The sequence below is a fragment of the Streptomyces lydicamycinicus genome (assembly GCF_000829715.2).
GTDB lineage: Bacteria > Actinomycetota > Actinomycetes > Streptomycetales > Streptomycetaceae > Streptomyces > Streptomyces lydicamycinicus.
Genome location: NZ_BBNO01000006.1, coordinates 173,375 through 187,256, shown reverse-complemented (window position 1 = coordinate 187,256; position 13,882 = coordinate 173,375). Strand labels below are relative to the sequence as shown.

Annotated in this window: 15 protein-coding genes; 7 read left to right on the top strand and 8 right to left on the bottom strand. The window is 72.3% G+C overall.

The genetic code is table 11. The features are described 5' to 3' along the window. Positions 1-47: 47 nt before the first annotated feature. The 3 genes from TU31_RS21260 (at position 48) to TU31_RS21250 (ending at position 2,698) form a co-directional block, all read left to right on the top strand. Positions 48-635 (top strand): TetR/AcrR family transcriptional regulator, encoded by a 588-nt coding sequence (locus TU31_RS21260; RefSeq protein WP_042157562.1) that lies wholly within the window; start codon positions 48-50, stop codon positions 633-635. A 126-nt stretch (positions 636-761) separates the two neighbouring features. Beyond that, complete coding sequence (locus TU31_RS21255; protein WP_042157062.1) at positions 762-2,099, top strand: NsdA family TPR-like regulatory protein; 1,338 nt, start codon at positions 762-764, stop codon at positions 2,097-2,099. 68 nt (positions 2,100-2,167) lie between these two features. Beyond that, a complete protein-coding gene (locus tag TU31_RS21250) occupies positions 2,168-2,698 on the top strand; it encodes an NUDIX domain-containing protein (RefSeq protein WP_042157060.1) in 531 nt (176 codons plus the stop codon). Between the two features lie 30 nt (positions 2,699-2,728). Here TU31_RS21250 and TU31_RS21245 read toward each other — a convergent pair whose 3' ends face one another. From TU31_RS21245 to TU31_RS21220, 6 genes are all read right to left on the bottom strand, one after another. After that, positions 2,729-2,986, bottom strand: a complete 258-nt coding sequence (locus tag TU31_RS21245; protein WP_042157058.1) for a hypothetical protein — start codon at positions 2,984-2,986, stop codon at positions 2,729-2,731. Between the two features lie 354 nt (positions 2,987-3,340). Further along, positions 3,341-4,423: a protein kinase family protein gene (locus tag TU31_RS21240; RefSeq protein ID WP_042157056.1), complete on the bottom strand. Its 1,083-nt coding sequence runs from the start codon at positions 4,421-4,423 to the stop codon at positions 3,341-3,343. 81 nt (positions 4,424-4,504) lie between these two features. Next, positions 4,505-5,200: a zinc metalloprotease gene (locus TU31_RS21235; protein WP_042157054.1), complete on the bottom strand. Its 696-nt coding sequence runs from the start codon at positions 5,198-5,200 to the stop codon at positions 4,505-4,507. Between the two features lie 246 nt (positions 5,201-5,446). Next, on the bottom strand, positions 5,447-6,538 hold the full coding sequence (locus TU31_RS21230; RefSeq protein WP_042157051.1) for an NAD(P)-dependent alcohol dehydrogenase: 1,092 nt from the start codon (positions 6,536-6,538) through the stop codon (positions 5,447-5,449). Positions 6,539-6,632: 94 nt separating this feature from the next. Then, the gene (locus TU31_RS21225; protein ID WP_042157050.1) at positions 6,633-7,103 is read right to left on the bottom strand and encodes a DUF4334 domain-containing protein; all 471 of its coding nucleotides are present in this window, start codon (positions 7,101-7,103) and stop codon (positions 6,633-6,635) included. Positions 7,104-7,328: 225 nt separating this feature from the next. Further along, positions 7,329-8,186: a 3-hydroxybutyryl-CoA dehydrogenase gene (locus TU31_RS21220; protein WP_042157560.1), complete on the bottom strand. Its 858-nt coding sequence runs from the start codon at positions 8,184-8,186 to the stop codon at positions 7,329-7,331. Between the two features lie 158 nt (positions 8,187-8,344). On the opposite strand from TU31_RS21220, the gene TU31_RS21215 reads away from it, so the two are divergent. Further along, positions 8,345-9,577 carry a glycoside hydrolase family 10-like protein gene (locus tag TU31_RS21215; protein WP_042157048.1) on the top strand — a complete coding sequence of 411 codons (1,233 nt, stop codon included), beginning with the start codon at positions 8,345-8,347 and terminating at the stop codon, positions 9,575-9,577. Positions 9,578-9,682: 105 nt separating this feature from the next. Here TU31_RS21215 and TU31_RS21210 read toward each other — a convergent pair whose 3' ends face one another. Both TU31_RS21210 and TU31_RS21205 read right to left on the bottom strand, forming a co-directional pair. Beyond that, positions 9,683-9,892 (bottom strand): DUF1918 domain-containing protein, encoded by a 210-nt coding sequence (locus TU31_RS21210; RefSeq protein WP_042157046.1) that lies wholly within the window; start codon positions 9,890-9,892, stop codon positions 9,683-9,685. Positions 9,893-10,101: 209 nt separating this feature from the next. Beyond that, entirely contained in the window at positions 10,102-11,091 is a 990-nt protein-coding gene (locus tag TU31_RS21205; RefSeq protein ID WP_042157044.1) for a DMT family transporter, read from the bottom strand. Between TU31_RS21205 and TU31_RS21200 the strand changes: the two genes are divergently transcribed. The 3 genes from TU31_RS21200 to TU31_RS21190 all read left to right on the top strand — a co-directional run bounded on the left by TU31_RS21200 (position 11,090) and on the right by TU31_RS21190 (position 13,757). After that, the gene (locus tag TU31_RS21200; protein WP_042157042.1) at positions 11,090-12,595 is read left to right on the top strand and encodes an aminotransferase-like domain-containing protein; all 1,506 of its coding nucleotides are present in this window, start codon (positions 11,090-11,092) and stop codon (positions 12,593-12,595) included. The two genes, TU31_RS21205 and TU31_RS21200, sit on opposite strands and share 2 nt — an antisense overlap. A 96-nt stretch (positions 12,596-12,691) precedes the next feature. Next, the gene (locus tag TU31_RS21195; protein WP_042157040.1) at positions 12,692-13,144 is read left to right on the top strand and encodes a GNAT family N-acetyltransferase; all 453 of its coding nucleotides are present in this window, start codon (positions 12,692-12,694) and stop codon (positions 13,142-13,144) included. A gap of 43 nt (positions 13,145-13,187) precedes the next feature. Next, entirely contained in the window at positions 13,188-13,757 is a 570-nt protein-coding gene (locus tag TU31_RS21190; RefSeq protein ID WP_042157039.1) for a histidine phosphatase family protein, read from the top strand. Positions 13,758-13,882 lie beyond the last annotated feature (125 nt).

The following is a 13,882-nucleotide window of genomic DNA, read 5'->3' as shown; positions in this document are numbered from 1 at the left end:
CTGGCAACAATGTAGCCAGTGAACACATGGGGGATAGGATGGCGGCCATGCAGACTCGTCGTTACCACCACGGAGACCTGCGCGCCGCGCTGCTCACCCGCGCCGAGCAGACGCTCCGCGAGAAGGGGCCGGGCGCCCTGTCCCTGCGGGAGCTGGCCCGCGACCTCGGCGTCAGTCATGCCGCCCCGAGCCGGCACTTCAAGGACAAGCAGGCGCTGCTCGACGCGCTGGCGCTGGCCGGTTTTGACCGTCTGGACGAGACCCTGGCCGCGTCCCGGGAGCCGGGCGCGACGTTCGCCGACCGGCTCGGCGGGTTCGTTCGCGCCTACGTGGACTTCGCCGTCGCCAACGCGCAGCTGATCGACCTCATGTACACGATCAAGCACGACCCGGCGGCGTCCGAGGCGCTGGTCAAGGCCGCGCAACGGCTGGGAGCGATGGCGGAGGAGGTGGTCGCGGAGGGGCAGCGCGCCGGGGAGGTGCGGGAGGGCCCCGTCGACAGCATCGCCATTCCGGTGTTCACCACCTTGCACGGCTTCGCCAGCTTCGCGATGAGCAGAGTGCTCTCCCCGGAGGAGGTCGCCTCCGGCCTCGATGCGGTGATCGCGTACATGCTGCGGGGCTGTGCCCCGTGAGGGCGCCGCAGCTCTTCACACCCCGTGTGAAGGGGCGTTCACTACGCTCAACTGACGGAGTGGTCCTGTCGACGAGGCCATGAGCCGGCGGTCCGCGGGACGGGCCCGGCTCACCGGGAGGCCGGTATGGAGCCCAACACCCTGCTGGACGCGATGCTCGACGAGTCCGGTATCTCGCATGCGGGACTGGCCGCGCGGATCAACCAGCTCGGCCGGCGCCGCGGTCTGGCGCTGCGGTACGAACACACCGCGGTGGCCCGGTGGTTGAAGGGGCAGCGGCCGCGGGGGCAGGTGCCCGACCTGATCTGCGAGATCCTGGGGGAGCGGCTGCACCGGCCGGTCGGGCTCGCCGACATCGGGTTCAGCGGTCCGGGGTCGCGACGGGCCGCCGACACCCCGCTCTCCGGCTTCGTCGAGCGCGCCACCGCGCTGTGGCGGTCCGATGAGCAGCAGCGCCCGCACATCCTCGACGCACCGGCGCTCACCGGCACCTCGGCGGTCATCCCCGTATGGGAGTGGGAGAACCCGCCCGAGGACTCCGATGTCTCGCGTGACGGGCTGACCCGGGTCGGCATGGCCGACATCGAGATGCTGCGCACCGCGCGGACGCACTACGAGGCGATGTACCGGAAGGCGGGTGGTATCGCTACCAGAGCACGCATCGTGGGATTCCTCAACGCCGAGGCGGCGCCGCTGCTGCGGGGCAGCTACAGCGATGCGACGGGGCGTCAGCTCCACCGGGCGACCGGCGGACTGGTCGCGGTCGCCGGCATCTGCGCGTACGACTCGGACGCTCTCGGGCTGGCCCAGCGCTACTTCCATCAGGCGCTCCGGCTGGCCAAGGCCAGCGGGGACCGCGGCCTCGGCGCGTATGTCATCGCGCTGCTGGTCAATCAGTCCCTCTTCGTACGGGAATACCGCCAGGCGGTCGCCTTCGCGGAGGCGGCGCTGCGGGCCGCGGGTCCGCAGATCACCCCGGCGCTCTCCGCGGACCTCTACGCGATGCAGGCCAAGTCCTACGCCCGGCTCGGCGACGGCGCCGGTGCGCTGGCGTGCATCCGGCGCGCGGAGGCGGCCGCGGAGCGTATCCGGCCCGGTCTCGAACCGGCGGAGACGGGCTATGTCCAGCCCGGCCTGGTGAACGTACAGGTGGCGGAGGCGCTGCTCAGCCTGGGTGACTTACGGTCCGCCCGGGAACAGGCGGACGCCGCCGTCGACACCCCCGCACACGACCGCGGCCGGGTCCACCGGCTGGCCATGCTCACCCATATCGAGCTGCGTCAAGGCGATGCGGACCGGGCCGTGGCCAATGCCGCGGAGATGACGGAGCAGGCTCGCGGCATGGAGTCGCAACGGCTGCGGGACCGGCTGCGGGCGGTGCGCGAACATCTGGCGGAGACCGGGAGCTCCGCGACGGACGAGGCTGCCGATCTCATCGACGAGGTGCTGCGCGTTCCGTTGTAGGGCGTAGGACACGCCCCTGACCGGGCTCGTGTCACCTTGCCGGCCCTACAGCGGAAGGTGGCAGTTACGTGCGTTGGAACAATCTCAGCGAAAAGCCCGTCTATGCGAATCCCTGGTTCCGGGTCAATCTGGCCGATGTGGAACTGCCCGACGGCCGCCGGCTGGACCACTATCTGATCCGGATGCGGCCCGTCGCCGTGGCGACCGTGGTCAATGAGGCCAACGAGGTGCTGCTGCTGTGGCGGCACCGGTTCATCACCGACACCTGGGGCTGGGAGCTGGCCGCGGGCGTCGTCGAGGACGGTGAGGACCCCGCGGCGGCGGCCGCCCGCGAGATGGAGGAGGAGACCGGGTGGCGCCCCGGGCCCCTCCACCATCTGCTGTCCGTGGAGCCGTCCAACGGCCTCACCGACGCGCGGCACCACATCTACTGGTCCGAGGAGGGCGAGTACACCGGCCCGCCCCAGGACGGTTTCGAGTCCGAGCGGCGGGAGTGGGTGGCGCTGAAGCTGGTGCCCGACATGGTGGCGCGGGGGGAGGTGCCGGCCGCCAACATGGCCGCCGCGTTGCTGATGCTGCATCACCTCCGGTCGGGCTGACCGGCACCGGCCGGTGACCGTGGCCGGCGGTCATCGGCCCAGGGCCTGCCAGACCGCCACCACCAGCGCCGCGAGCCCCGTGAGTGCGGCGAGGGACGGCAGTGGCCAGCGGGTGCTCTCCAGCCGTGTGACGCGGGCCTGAAGGTCCTCCGCGTCCCGCTCGTACTGCGTGGAGCGCTGGGCGAGCAGTGCGAGGTGGCCGTCGACCCGGGCGGTGCGGACATCGAGCTGACGCCTCAGCTCGGCTAAGTCGGCGGTTACCAGGTCGGGTTCGGGGTGGGCGGTCACGGTCCGCTCCTCATTCCTTCGGTCGGCTGCTTCGGGGTCCGTACGGGCCTTAAGTCAACTGTGCTGCGGCGGAGGGCGGGAGCGTGTGCGGCGGGGAGATACGGGTCTGGGCTTCACACCCCGTGTGAAGTGACCCGGCGTGACGGCGCGGCGGCGGCCCTTCACACGGGGTGTGAACCGCGCACCCCGAGAGGCCCGGTTCACACGCTCCCGTAAGCGCCCGCCGCGCGCTTCACTCGAAGATGCCACGGGGGCCGACGCCGGCGGACGGGCGCCCGCCGGCCCGGGGTCCGCCCGCCGGTATCTCCCCCGAGCGGCGGGCGGACGGCCGTGGGCCGCCTCCGGACCGTGGCCTCAGCCCATGCCTGTGGACCCGGCACCCAGGGCACGTTCGATCTCCGCCGCCGGGAAGGGCGTCCGCTTGCTCTCGGTGAGCAGCCGGCGGTGGAAGCGGTCCAGGACGACGGCGGGGCGGGCGTGCCGGTCCAGGAGGGCGGCGATCTCGGGCGGGAGGCCGCCGGGCCGTCGGCCGGCGACCCAGTCGCGCAGAAAGGCCGCGCGTTCCGTGGCACCGCGCCCGCCGTCGAGCAGATGCTGACGGAGCAGATGGGTCACGGTGTAGCAGCGGTCGTACGCGAGATGGTCCGCGAGGAACTCGGTCTCGTCGGCCGCGAGGTCGAAACGGGAGCTCAGGGCGAGTCCGAAGTCGGCGAAGTAGAGCCGGCGGCCATCGGTCAGGATGTTGGCGAAGTGGGCGTCGAAGTGGACGAGTCCACGCGCGCTCATGAAGGCGGTCCCGCGCACCAGAGCCTTTTCCACCCAGGCGTGGGGCGGGCCCTGTCCGCCGTCCGTCACGGCGGCGTCGCGGTGCTCGGCCAGCCATCCGGCGAGGGTGTGCGGCACATGCTCCAGGAAGAGCACCAGGCTGGACGAGGACCGGCCGATGGCCTCCAGCCGGTCGCGCACCGCCGGTGATCCTTCCCAATGGGTGACGGCCCCGTCCACACCCCCGAACTCGTCGGTGAACCCTTCGGGAGGGGAGTCGGGCAGGACCCGCCAGTGATACATCAGCGGGAAGCCCGCGTACGCGCCCCCGAGAACCCAGTGGGTGGTCAGGGTGTGCGTCGCCAGCTCCCGCCAGGCACCGAACCCGGCCGAGCCCGCCCCGTACTGGTAGAACGTCGGCAGCCCGAAGACGTTCGCCGTCGACCGCACATGCTCCGGCCGCAACTCGACCTCCGTCAGGGGCACCCGCTTGACGAAGACGCGGGTCCCCGCGATCTCCAGCTCCGCCGACCTGCCGCCGATACCGGACCCGAGCGGCACGGCGGATGCCACCATTTCCTTGAGCCGCTGGTCGCTCAGCAAGGAGAGCTCCGTGGCCACCGTCCCGTAACCGGCCCGGCGCGCGGTATCCGGCTGGTCCCCGTCAGGCATCAACCGCTCCTCGGTGCCCTCACCAGGGCGTCGGTGATGGTACGCACGGGACGGACCCTACGGGCCGCGCGGCCGGTCGCTCTACTTGATGCCCTGGGCGCGGGCGTTGGCCAGCAGCGCCTTCAGGCCGTCGAGGTCGAAGCCGGTGAGGCGTCCCGTGCCGGGGGCGGTCCGGTAGCCGCCGTTGGGTGAGCACATGATCGGGGTCTCGCCGGAGGGGGCGGCCACGCATTCGTAGTCGGCGGTCTTCCCGTCCTTGTTGAGGTCCAGGTTGGGGTGGTCCAGGCCGAGCGCGTGGAGCGGCTCGTGCACCAGCGTGTTCCGCAGCTTGTACGCGGGTATCGGCCAGGTGCCGTCCCAGTACTCGGAGTCGATGGCGACGATGCCGCCGGTGCCGACGCCCTTGGACGGGTTCGGGCAGGGCATGCCCTGGCTGTAGCCGGCGCGGCCCAGCGGCCGGTAGAGCTCGGTGAACTGGATGTGCCCCACGGGTCCGCACTTCGCCGGGTTGACGGGTTCGACGCCGCCGATGGCGAGCTTCAGCCCGGCGGCCTTGGCCTGGGACACCGCGGCCGTCAGGTAGGGCGTGTAGCGGGTCTTCATGGCGGACGTGGCGAACGTGATCGTGTACTGGCGGCCGGGGCTGAGGCTGGTGACGCCGAGCTGGGTCGTGAGCTTCCACCCCCTTCCCTTCGTGGTGACCGTCGCCGCTTGTGTGGGTAAGGCGGCGAGCGCGCACACCGCGAGCGCCGCGGCCACGGGCAGGGCCTTGTGCATGGGTCCTCCGTATGTAGTTGTGGGGGGAGTGTGAGGGTCCTTTCACAAGTGAGACGCATGAGACCGGCAAATGGATACATCGTCAACTAGATCGTTTACAGGGTGATTTGGGGGACGGCGGGAACCGGATGCGGTGGGAGGCGAGGGCACAGCACAACGCCTCGCACCGGAAGGCGCGAGGCGGGGTGGGCGGAGGAGCGGTCCGGAACGGCCCGTACGGCTAGGGCCTGTCGTGTGGATCAGGCCCTAGCCGTGGGTGAGGACCGGTTTGACGACATGGCCCGCCAGCGAGGCCTCGGCGGCGGTCTCGATGTCGGTGAAGGGGAAGGCCGTGATGAGCTTTTCGAGGGGGAGCTTTCCCTGCCGGTGGAGGCTGATCAGATGGGGGATGGTCACGGCGGGGAGGGCGTCCCCCTCGGTGACGCCCCGGAGGGTGAGGCCCTTGGTCAGCACGGGCATGGTGTCGAACTGTGCGGAGCCGATGCCGACCAGGGCGAGCGTTCCCCGTGGGCGCAGGGCGCCGATGGCCTGGGACACGACGGCAGGTTGGCCGGTGGTGTCGAGGGCGTAGTGCGGTCCACCGTGGGTGAGGTCGCGGACGGCCGTCGCCACGTCCTCCTCCGCGGTGGGATCGATGACGGCTGCGGCGCCGAGTTCCTTCGCCAGCGCGCGGCGCGTGGCGAGGGGTTCGACGACGATGACGGTGTGGTCGTCGGCGACGGCGGCCATGAGGGCGCTCAGCCCGACGCTGCCGGCTCCGAAGACGGCCAGGGTGGCGCCCGGGGACGGCCGGAGGACGTTCTGGACCGTGCCCACCCCGGTCTGGACGCTGCATCCCAAGGGCGCGACCAGGGTCGGGGGGAGATCAGCGGGGACCTTGACGGTGTTGCTCGCGGTGGTCAGGCAGTGTGTCGCGAAGGCGGACTGGCCGAAGAAGCTGCCGTAGGCCGGGGTGCCGTCGGTGTGGGAGAGGGGCGCGCTGCCGTCGGGCCGGGAGCCGAGGGCGTTGAGGGCGCCGGACTGCTCGCAGTAGGCCGGGCCCCCGGTCGTGCACGGGTCGCAGGCTCCGCAGCTGCGGTAGGTGAGGCAGACGGTGTCACCGGGGGCGACAGTAGTCACCGCGTCTCCCACGGCCTCGACGACGCCGGCGCCCTCATGGCCGAAGACCATGGGCAGCCGTTCCCGGGGCCAGACCTGCCGCATGGCCAGGTCGGTGTGGCAGATGCCGGTGGCGGTGATACGGACCAGGATTTCGTCCGGCCGTGGTGCGTCGAGGTGAAGAGAGTGGAGGGTGAAGGGGCCGCCGGGGGACTCCACCAGGGCTGCTTGTATCCGCACGTACGTCTTCCTTGAGCTCGTGGCTGCCGTGCGCGCCGGCCGGGAGGGGCGTCTCCCGCGCGGGGCGCCGTCGGCAGGGCAAGGGGTGGGGGCTTCAGGCGCGTTCGAGGAGGAAGTAGAAGTGGCGTCCGTCATCGAGGACGTTCTTGCCGTTCATGACGCCCAGCAGGGTGTCGTCGCCAGCCCGCTTGAAGTGGTCGAGTACGGGCTGGCCGTCGTAGACCATCGTGGCGGTCGTCTCCCCGCGGAACTCCACCATCCACAGGCTCGCTTCGCCCTTGGCCAGCTCCGTGTGGGAGAAGAGCGCGCCGTGCTCGTCCCGGCAGATCAGGGGCTCGACCCGGTCGACGGAGTGGAAGGTCTTGCCGTACCAGCGGGCCTGGGCCAGCAGGCCCTCCACCTGGTGGCCGGTGCTGATCCCGGTGCCCTTCCAGGTGCCGAGGATCTCCTCGGGCCGTACGGTCTCCAGCGCCGCCCACAAACGGTCGCACTCACCGGTGTCCGACACCGCGTCATCGGCCGCCTGTAGGGCGGCAATTCGGGCACGGGCCTGATCGGCATCCATGTGGCGCTCACTCCCCTTCGTGAACCATGTCCAGGTCGGGGCCAGTCTGCCAGCGATCAAGGACGCTTGCCGGGCCATGTCCCCGTGCGGAGCACGCAGGGTCACCACTGCCGGACCACGGCCCGGCCGCACCGCCCACAACCGCCCGAGCGCAGCACCGTCGTCGGTGCTGCGCTCGGGAATTCGGCTGTGAGCGGCGGTACTTGGCGGTGTCTCCGGGCCCGCTCAGTACGAGTAGAACCCCGAACCGGACTTCCGGCCCAGCCGCCCCGCATCCACCATCCGCGCGAGCAGCGGGGGAGCGGCGTACAGCGGCTCCTTGTACTCGTGGTACATCGATTCGGCGACCGAGGCCACGGTGTCCAGGCCGATCAGGTCGGTCAGCTTGAGCGGGCCCATCGGGTGGGCGCAGCCCATCTCCATGCCGTTGTCGATGTCCTCGCGGCTGGCGATGCCCGACTCGAACATCCGGATCGCGGAGAGCAGATACGGGATGAGCAGCGCGTTGACGACGAAGCCCGAGCGGTCCTGGGCGCGGATCGCATGCTTGCCCAGCACGTCCTGCACCAGCGCCTCGGAGCGCTTGATGGTCTCCTCGCCGGTGGTCAGGGCGGGGATCAGCTCGACGAGCTTCTGCACCGGGGCCGGGTTGAAGAAGTGGATCCCGATGACCTGGTCGGGGCGGGAGGTGGCGACCGCCAGCTTCACCAGCGGGATCGACGAGGTGTTGGAGGCCAGGATGGCGTCCGGCCGGGTGATCACCTGGTCGAGGACCTGGAAGATCTCGGTCTTGACCTGCTCGTTCTCCACCACGGCCTCGATGACGAGGTCGCGGTCGGCGAACTCCCCGAGGTCGGTGGTGAAGCTGAGCCGGCCGAGCGTCGCGTCGCGCTCCGCGGCGGTGATCTTGCCGCGCTCGGCGGCCTTGCCGAGAGAGTTGGTCAAACGGGTACGACCCAGCTCCAGAGCTTCGCCGGTGGTCTCGGCGACCATGACGTCCAGTCCGGCGCGGGCGCACACCTCGGCGATGCCTGCGCCCATCTGGCCGCAGCCGACCACTCCGACGCGTTCGATGTCGGTCACATCGTGCCTTTCGCTGATCTTCAGGACCGGCGGTACGCCGTAAGGGTCCGGCACCCGCCTCGACCCCGACGTTACTCCGCGCGGTGCTGGGCCACGGGTGCCGGGGCGGGCATTCTGAGCCCCCAGACGGGATGAACCGGACAACTTGGGGACTTTTGATGAGACGGATGACACGCAGAACGTTTGCCACGGCCGTGTGGGGGGCGGCTTCCGCGCTGCTCGCCACCGGTGCGGCGGCGCCGTCCGGGAGCCGGGCGCCGCGCCGCGAGCTGCGCGGCATGTGGCTGGCGACCGTCGCCAACCTCGACTGGCCCTCCAGCGCGAAACTCGGGCCCGCCGAGCAACAGCGCGAACTGCGCGCCCACTTCGACACGGCCGTCGCCCGCCGGCTCAACACGGTGTTCTTCCAGGTGCGGCCCACCGCGGACGCCCTGTGGCCGTCGCCGTACGAGCCCTGGGCGCAGTATCTGACCGGGCAGCAGGGCCGCGACCCCGGCTGGGACCCGCTGGACTTCGCGGTCCGCGAGGCCCACCGGCGGGATCTGGAGCTGCACGCCTGGTTCAACCCGTACCGGGTCGCCAACCACACCGACCCCGGCCGCCTCGTCTCCGGCCACCCCGCCCGCCGGCACCCCGACTGGGTCCTCCCGTACGGCGGCAAGCTCTACTACAACCCGGGCCTGCCGGAGGTCCGCGGCTTCGTCCAGGACGCGATGCTCGACGCGGTGCGGCGCTACCCCGTCGACGGGGTGCACTTCGACGACTACTTCTATCCGTATCCGGTCGCCGGGCAGCGCTTCGACGACGATGCGGAGTTCGAGGAGTACGGCAGCGGCTTCGCGAGCCGGGCAGCCTGGCGGCGGGACAACATCGACCGGCTGGTGTACGAGATGGCGCAGAAGCTGCGGGACGGGAACGAGCGGTCCGGGCGCACGGTGCGGTTCGGGGTCAGCCCGTTCGCGGTCTGGCGCAATCAGGGCACCGATCCGCAGGGGTCCCGTACCAAGGCCGGGGTGCAGACCTACGACGATCTGTACGCCGACACCCGGCGCTGGGTGCGCGAGGGCTGGCTGGACTACATCGTGCCGCAGGTCTACTGGCCCCTCGGCTCCGCGCCCGCCGACTACGCCGAACTCGTGCCCTGGTGGGCGCGGACCGTCGACGGCACCGATGTGGACCTCTACATCGGCGAGGCCCTCTACAAGGCCGGTGACACCCAGCCCGCCGCCTGGAAGGACCCGGCCGAACTCTCCCGCCACCTCACCTTCGCCCGCCGCTACCCGCAGGTCGGCGGCCATGTCTACTTCTCGGCGAAGGAGGTGGCCAGGGACCGGGCCGGTGCCATGGCACGGGTCGTGCGCGACCACTACGGCAGCGCGGCGCGGACCTAGACCGTGTCTGCACCCCAGGGCGCGACGGACCGGCCCCGGTGGCGGCCCGCGCGGGCGGTGGCACCGTCCGCGCGGCCGCGGCGGCCTTGCGTGTACGGGGTCCGGCTACCGGCCGGTGTCCACGTCGTTGGTCTTGCCGTGCCGGACGACGGAGTCGGGGCCGGGCGACATGATCGCCTCATGCCCGTCCTCGGCGCGGACACGGTAGGGCGGGTCGCCGTTCGTGCCCAGTACCTCGATGATCTCGACAACCCGGTCGTGATGCCCGACGGTCCTGCCGTGCACCACCAGCCGGTCGCCCCTGCTTGCGTGCATGAGGGTCCTCCCCGCTTCGGGGCGGCCGCGCGACCGGTTCGGCCGACGGCGTGCCGGCCAACGGTTGAACGGCCAACGGTTTCAACGGTTTACGGGCCTGGAGCAGCCCGGACGGCGGTATCTGCCTTCGCGGCAAGTTTACGTCCGTAGGGGACGGCTGCACCCGGTAAGTCCTGAGCCATCCCGTTCCGCCCGGCGTCCGGTGCCGGTCAGCCGCGGGTCCGCTGGGTGACCGCGATGCACGCCAGGACCGCCAGCGCCGCCGCCGGAGCGGCCGGCGGCAGCCGCTCGCCCAGCAGAAGTACGGACCAGACCAGGGTCAGCAGCGGCTGGGCGAGCTGGAGCTGGCTCGCCTTGTGGATGCCGATCGCGGCCATTCCGCGGTACCAGACGACCAGCCCGAGGAACTGCGAGCCGAACGCCAGCCACAGCAGTCCGCCGACCGAGTGCACGGTGAGCCGCAACGGCTCGGTGGACAGCGCCACCGCCGCGCCCGCCACGGTCACCGGCAGCACCAGGACCAGCGCCCAGCCGATCACCTGCCAGCCCGGCATATGGCGGGCGAGCCGGCCGCCCTCGGTGTAGCCGGCCGCGCACACCAGCAGCGCCGCGAACAGCAGCAGATCGCCGCGGCCCGGCGCCCCGCCGCTCTGCTGCACCGCGAAGCCGATGACGACGGCGGCGCCGACCAGCGAGGCGATCCAGAAGGTACGGGAGGGCCGGACCCCGGTCCGTACGGCCGAGCAGGCGGCCGTGGTCAGCGGCAGCAGGCCGACCACGACGGCCGCGTGCGAGGTGGTGGAGGTCTCCAGGGCGAGGGTGGTCAGCAGCGGAAAGCCGAGGACGACACCGCCCGCGACCACCGCGATACCCGCCCAGTGGCGGCGCTCCGGCAGGCGCACCCGGAAGACGGCGAGCGCGCCACCGGCCACTACGGCGGCCAGCACGCTGCGCAGCATCACCACCGTCCAGGGGCCCATGCCCTCCAGCGCCCAGGCGGTCCCGGGGAAGGTGAGCGAGAAGGCGGCCACGCCCAGGACGGCCAGCAGGGCCCCACGGCTGACGAGGGCGCCACGGGCGGGGCTGGCGGTGGTCGTCGGGGGCTCCTGCCCGGCGGTGGCCCGGGTGCCCTGCCCGGCGGGGTCCGGGGTGCTGACCGCTATCGTGGCGGTGGCGGTAGCGCTATCGTTGTCTCTCATGCAAGAGCGTAGCAGTGGTGCCGAACTGGCCGCTATCCTGCGTACGGAGCTGAATCGCTACTCTCCCGGTGAGAAGCTGCCCTCCAGCCGTGCGCTGGTGGAGCGGCACCGGGTGAGCCCGGTGACCGTCTCCCGTGCGCTCGCCGAGCTGGCCGCGGAGGGACTGGTCACCACCCGGCCGGGCGCCGGCGCCTTCCGTGCCGAGCCGCGCAGCGAGGCGCCCCGGCCGGTGGACACCTCCTGGCAGGAGATCGCGCTGAGCGCGGAGCCGGCCGGCGACCAGGTGCCGCGCAGCGTCGACGCCTCGGGCGTGGTGGCCACCCTCGGTGTCCCCGGCCCCGGCGTCATCGAGCTCAACGGCGGCTATCTGCACGCCGATCTCCAGCCCGAACGCGCCCTGGGTGCCGCGCTGGCCCGGGCCGGACGCCGGCCGGGCGCCTGGGGGCGGCCGCCGGTCGAAGGGGTGCCGGAGCTGCGGGCCTGGTTCGCGCGGGAGATCGCCGGGTCCGGCGGCCCGCTCGCCGCCAGCGATGTCCTGGTCACCGCGGGCGGCCAGAGCGCGCTGACCGCCGCGCTGCGGGCCCTCGCCGCACCCGGTGCCCCGGTACTGGTCGAGTCCCCGACCTACCCGGGCATGCTGGCCGTGGCCCGCGCCTCGGGGCTGCGCCCGGTGCCCGTACCGATCGACGCGGACGGGGTCCGTACGGATCTGCTCGCCGACGCCTTCCGCGCCAGCGGCGCACGGCTCTTCGTCTGCCAGCCGCTGTTCCAGAACCCGACCGGTGCGGTGCTGGCCGCGGAGCGGCGGCGCGAGGTGCTGCGGGTGGCGCGCGCGGCGGGCGCCTTCGTGATCGAGGACGACTTCGCGCGGCTGCTGGTCCACGGTGACTCGCCCACGCCGCCGCCGACCCTGATCGCGGACGACCGGGACGGCACGGTCGTCCATGTCCGCTCGCTGACCAAGGCCACCTCGGCCAATCTGCGGGTGGGCGCCCTGGCGGCCCGCGGACCGGTGCTCGACCGGCTGCGCGCCATCCAGGTCGTGGACAGCTTCTTCGTGCCCCGGCCGCTTCAGGAAGCCGCCCTGGAGCTCGTCGGCTCGCCCGCCTGGGGCCGCCATCTGCGGCTGATCGCGGGGGAGTTGACCGCCCGCCGGAACGCCCTCACCGCCGCGCTGCACCACGAGCTGCCCGCGCTCGCCGGGCCGGAAGCGGGGCCCGGGCCGGCGTACGGCCACGACCCGGTGCCCGGCGGTCTGTACGTCCCGCCGGGCGGCTACCACCTCTGGCTGCGACTGCCGGACGGTACCGACGAGGCGGCCCTGACCGGCGCGGCACTGCGGGCGGGCGTCGCGGTCGCGGCCGGCCGCCCGTACTTCGCCGCCGAGCCGCCCGCCGCGCATCTGCGGCTGAGCTTCGCGTCGGCGTCCGGCACCGGCGAGATCACCGAGGGCGTGCGCCGGCTCCGGACGGCGTGCGAGGAGCTGGGAGTGCCGGTGCGCTGACGGCCGGGGCGGGCCGGCGGGGCCGTCGCCGGCCCCCGACCTCGCCCTTCGCATACCGGTTCGACGCCGGACCCGCCCTTCTGCCAACCTCCCGGCATGAATGATCACGCCCTCGACGGCTACGAGATCTCCACCGACCCGGCCCGCCTGGACGCCGACCTGGTCCACTACTGGCTCGCCACCGACGCCTACTGGGCCGTGGACCGCCCCCGGGAGCTGCATGACCGTGCCGTCGCGGGCTCGCTCAACTTCGGTCTGTACGCGTCCGGTTCCGGCCGCCAGGCCGGGTATGCCCGGGTGGTCACCGACCACGCCACCTTCGCCTGGCTCTGCGACGTCTACATCTGCCGCGACGACCGCGGCAAGGGCCTGGGCACCGCGCTGATCGAGGCCATCGCCGACCATCTGACGCCCTGCGGGCTGAGCCGGCTGACGCTCGCCACCAAGGACGCCCACGGGGTGTACGAGAAGGTCGGCTTCCGCACTCTGGTGTCCCCGGAGCAGTGGATGACCCTCGGGCTGATCGACCCGGGTCCTGTCGATATCTGATCAACCCGGGCCGCGCGGGCGGTGCTGCTCTTACCATCGGCGGATGAGCGTTCGACTCAAGCTGCTCGCCGCGGCCCGAAACTCCACCCTGCTGGAGACACGGTTCGGCGACGACCGCCCGCTGGACGCCGCGGGATGGCACGAGGCGGAGCGGGCGGCCCCCGTCCTGTGCCGGCTCGCCGCCGCCGAACTCCGTTACTGCTCGCCGTCCGCCCGCTGCCGGCAGACCGGTGAGGCCCTCGGGCTCCGGCCGCTCGCCCAGCCGGCGCTGCGCGACTGTGACATGGGGCGCTGGCGCGGCCGCACACTGGGCGAGGTGACCGCCGCCGACCCTCGTGGGGTGGAGGCCTGGCTGGCCGATCCGCGCTCCGCACCGCACGGCGGGGAGTCGCTGCTGGAGTTCATCACCCGGATCGGCGGCTGGCTGGACACCCGGCCGGCCGAGGACGCCGCCGGGCTGCTCGCGGTCGCCGAACCCGCCGTCGTCCGCGCCGCCCTGGTCTATGTGCTCCAGGCGCCGCCGCATGCGTACTGGCGGATCGACGTCCAGCCGCTCTCGGTGACCACCCTTACCGGCCGGTCCGGCAAGTGGGACCTCCTGCTGGAGGCGTGAGCCGACGCCCGGTCACCCGCCGCCGTCCGCCCGGGGCGTGTCCGGGCCGCCGGGCCGCACCACCCGGAAAGCCCAGCCGCCGGGTTCCGCCGTCCGGGGCGTACACACCCGTCTGACCTGCGCAA

Coding starts and splice junctions, on each gene's coding strand:
- TU31_RS21260 (WP_042157562.1), top strand. CDS start 48: ATGCAGACTCGTCGTTACCACCACGGAGACCTGCGCGCCGCGCTGCTC.
- TU31_RS21255 (WP_042157062.1), top strand. CDS start 762: ATGGAGCCCAACACCCTGCTGGACGCGATGCTCGACGAGTCCGGTATC.
- TU31_RS21240 (WP_042157056.1), bottom strand. CDS start 4,423: ATGCCTGACGGGGACCAGCCGGATACCGCGCGCCGGGCCGGTTACGGG.
- TU31_RS21235 (WP_042157054.1), bottom strand. CDS start 5,200: ATGCACAAGGCCCTGCCCGTGGCCGCGGCGCTCGCGGTGTGCGCGCTC.
- TU31_RS21225 (WP_042157050.1), bottom strand. CDS start 7,103: ATGGATGCCGATCAGGCCCGTGCCCGAATTGCCGCCCTACAGGCGGCC.
- TU31_RS21215 (WP_042157048.1), top strand. CDS start 8,345: ATGAGACGGATGACACGCAGAACGTTTGCCACGGCCGTGTGGGGGGCG.
- TU31_RS21210 (WP_042157046.1), bottom strand. CDS start 9,892: ATGCACGCAAGCAGGGGCGACCGGCTGGTGGTGCACGGCAGGACCGTC.
- TU31_RS21200 (WP_042157042.1), top strand. CDS start 11,090: ATGCAAGAGCGTAGCAGTGGTGCCGAACTGGCCGCTATCCTGCGTACG.
- TU31_RS21205 (WP_042157044.1), bottom strand. CDS start 11,091: ATGAGAGACAACGATAGCGCTACCGCCACCGCCACGATAGCGGTCAGC.
- TU31_RS21195 (WP_042157040.1), top strand. CDS start 12,692: ATGAATGATCACGCCCTCGACGGCTACGAGATCTCCACCGACCCGGCC.
- TU31_RS21190 (WP_042157039.1), top strand. CDS start 13,188: ATGAGCGTTCGACTCAAGCTGCTCGCCGCGGCCCGAAACTCCACCCTG.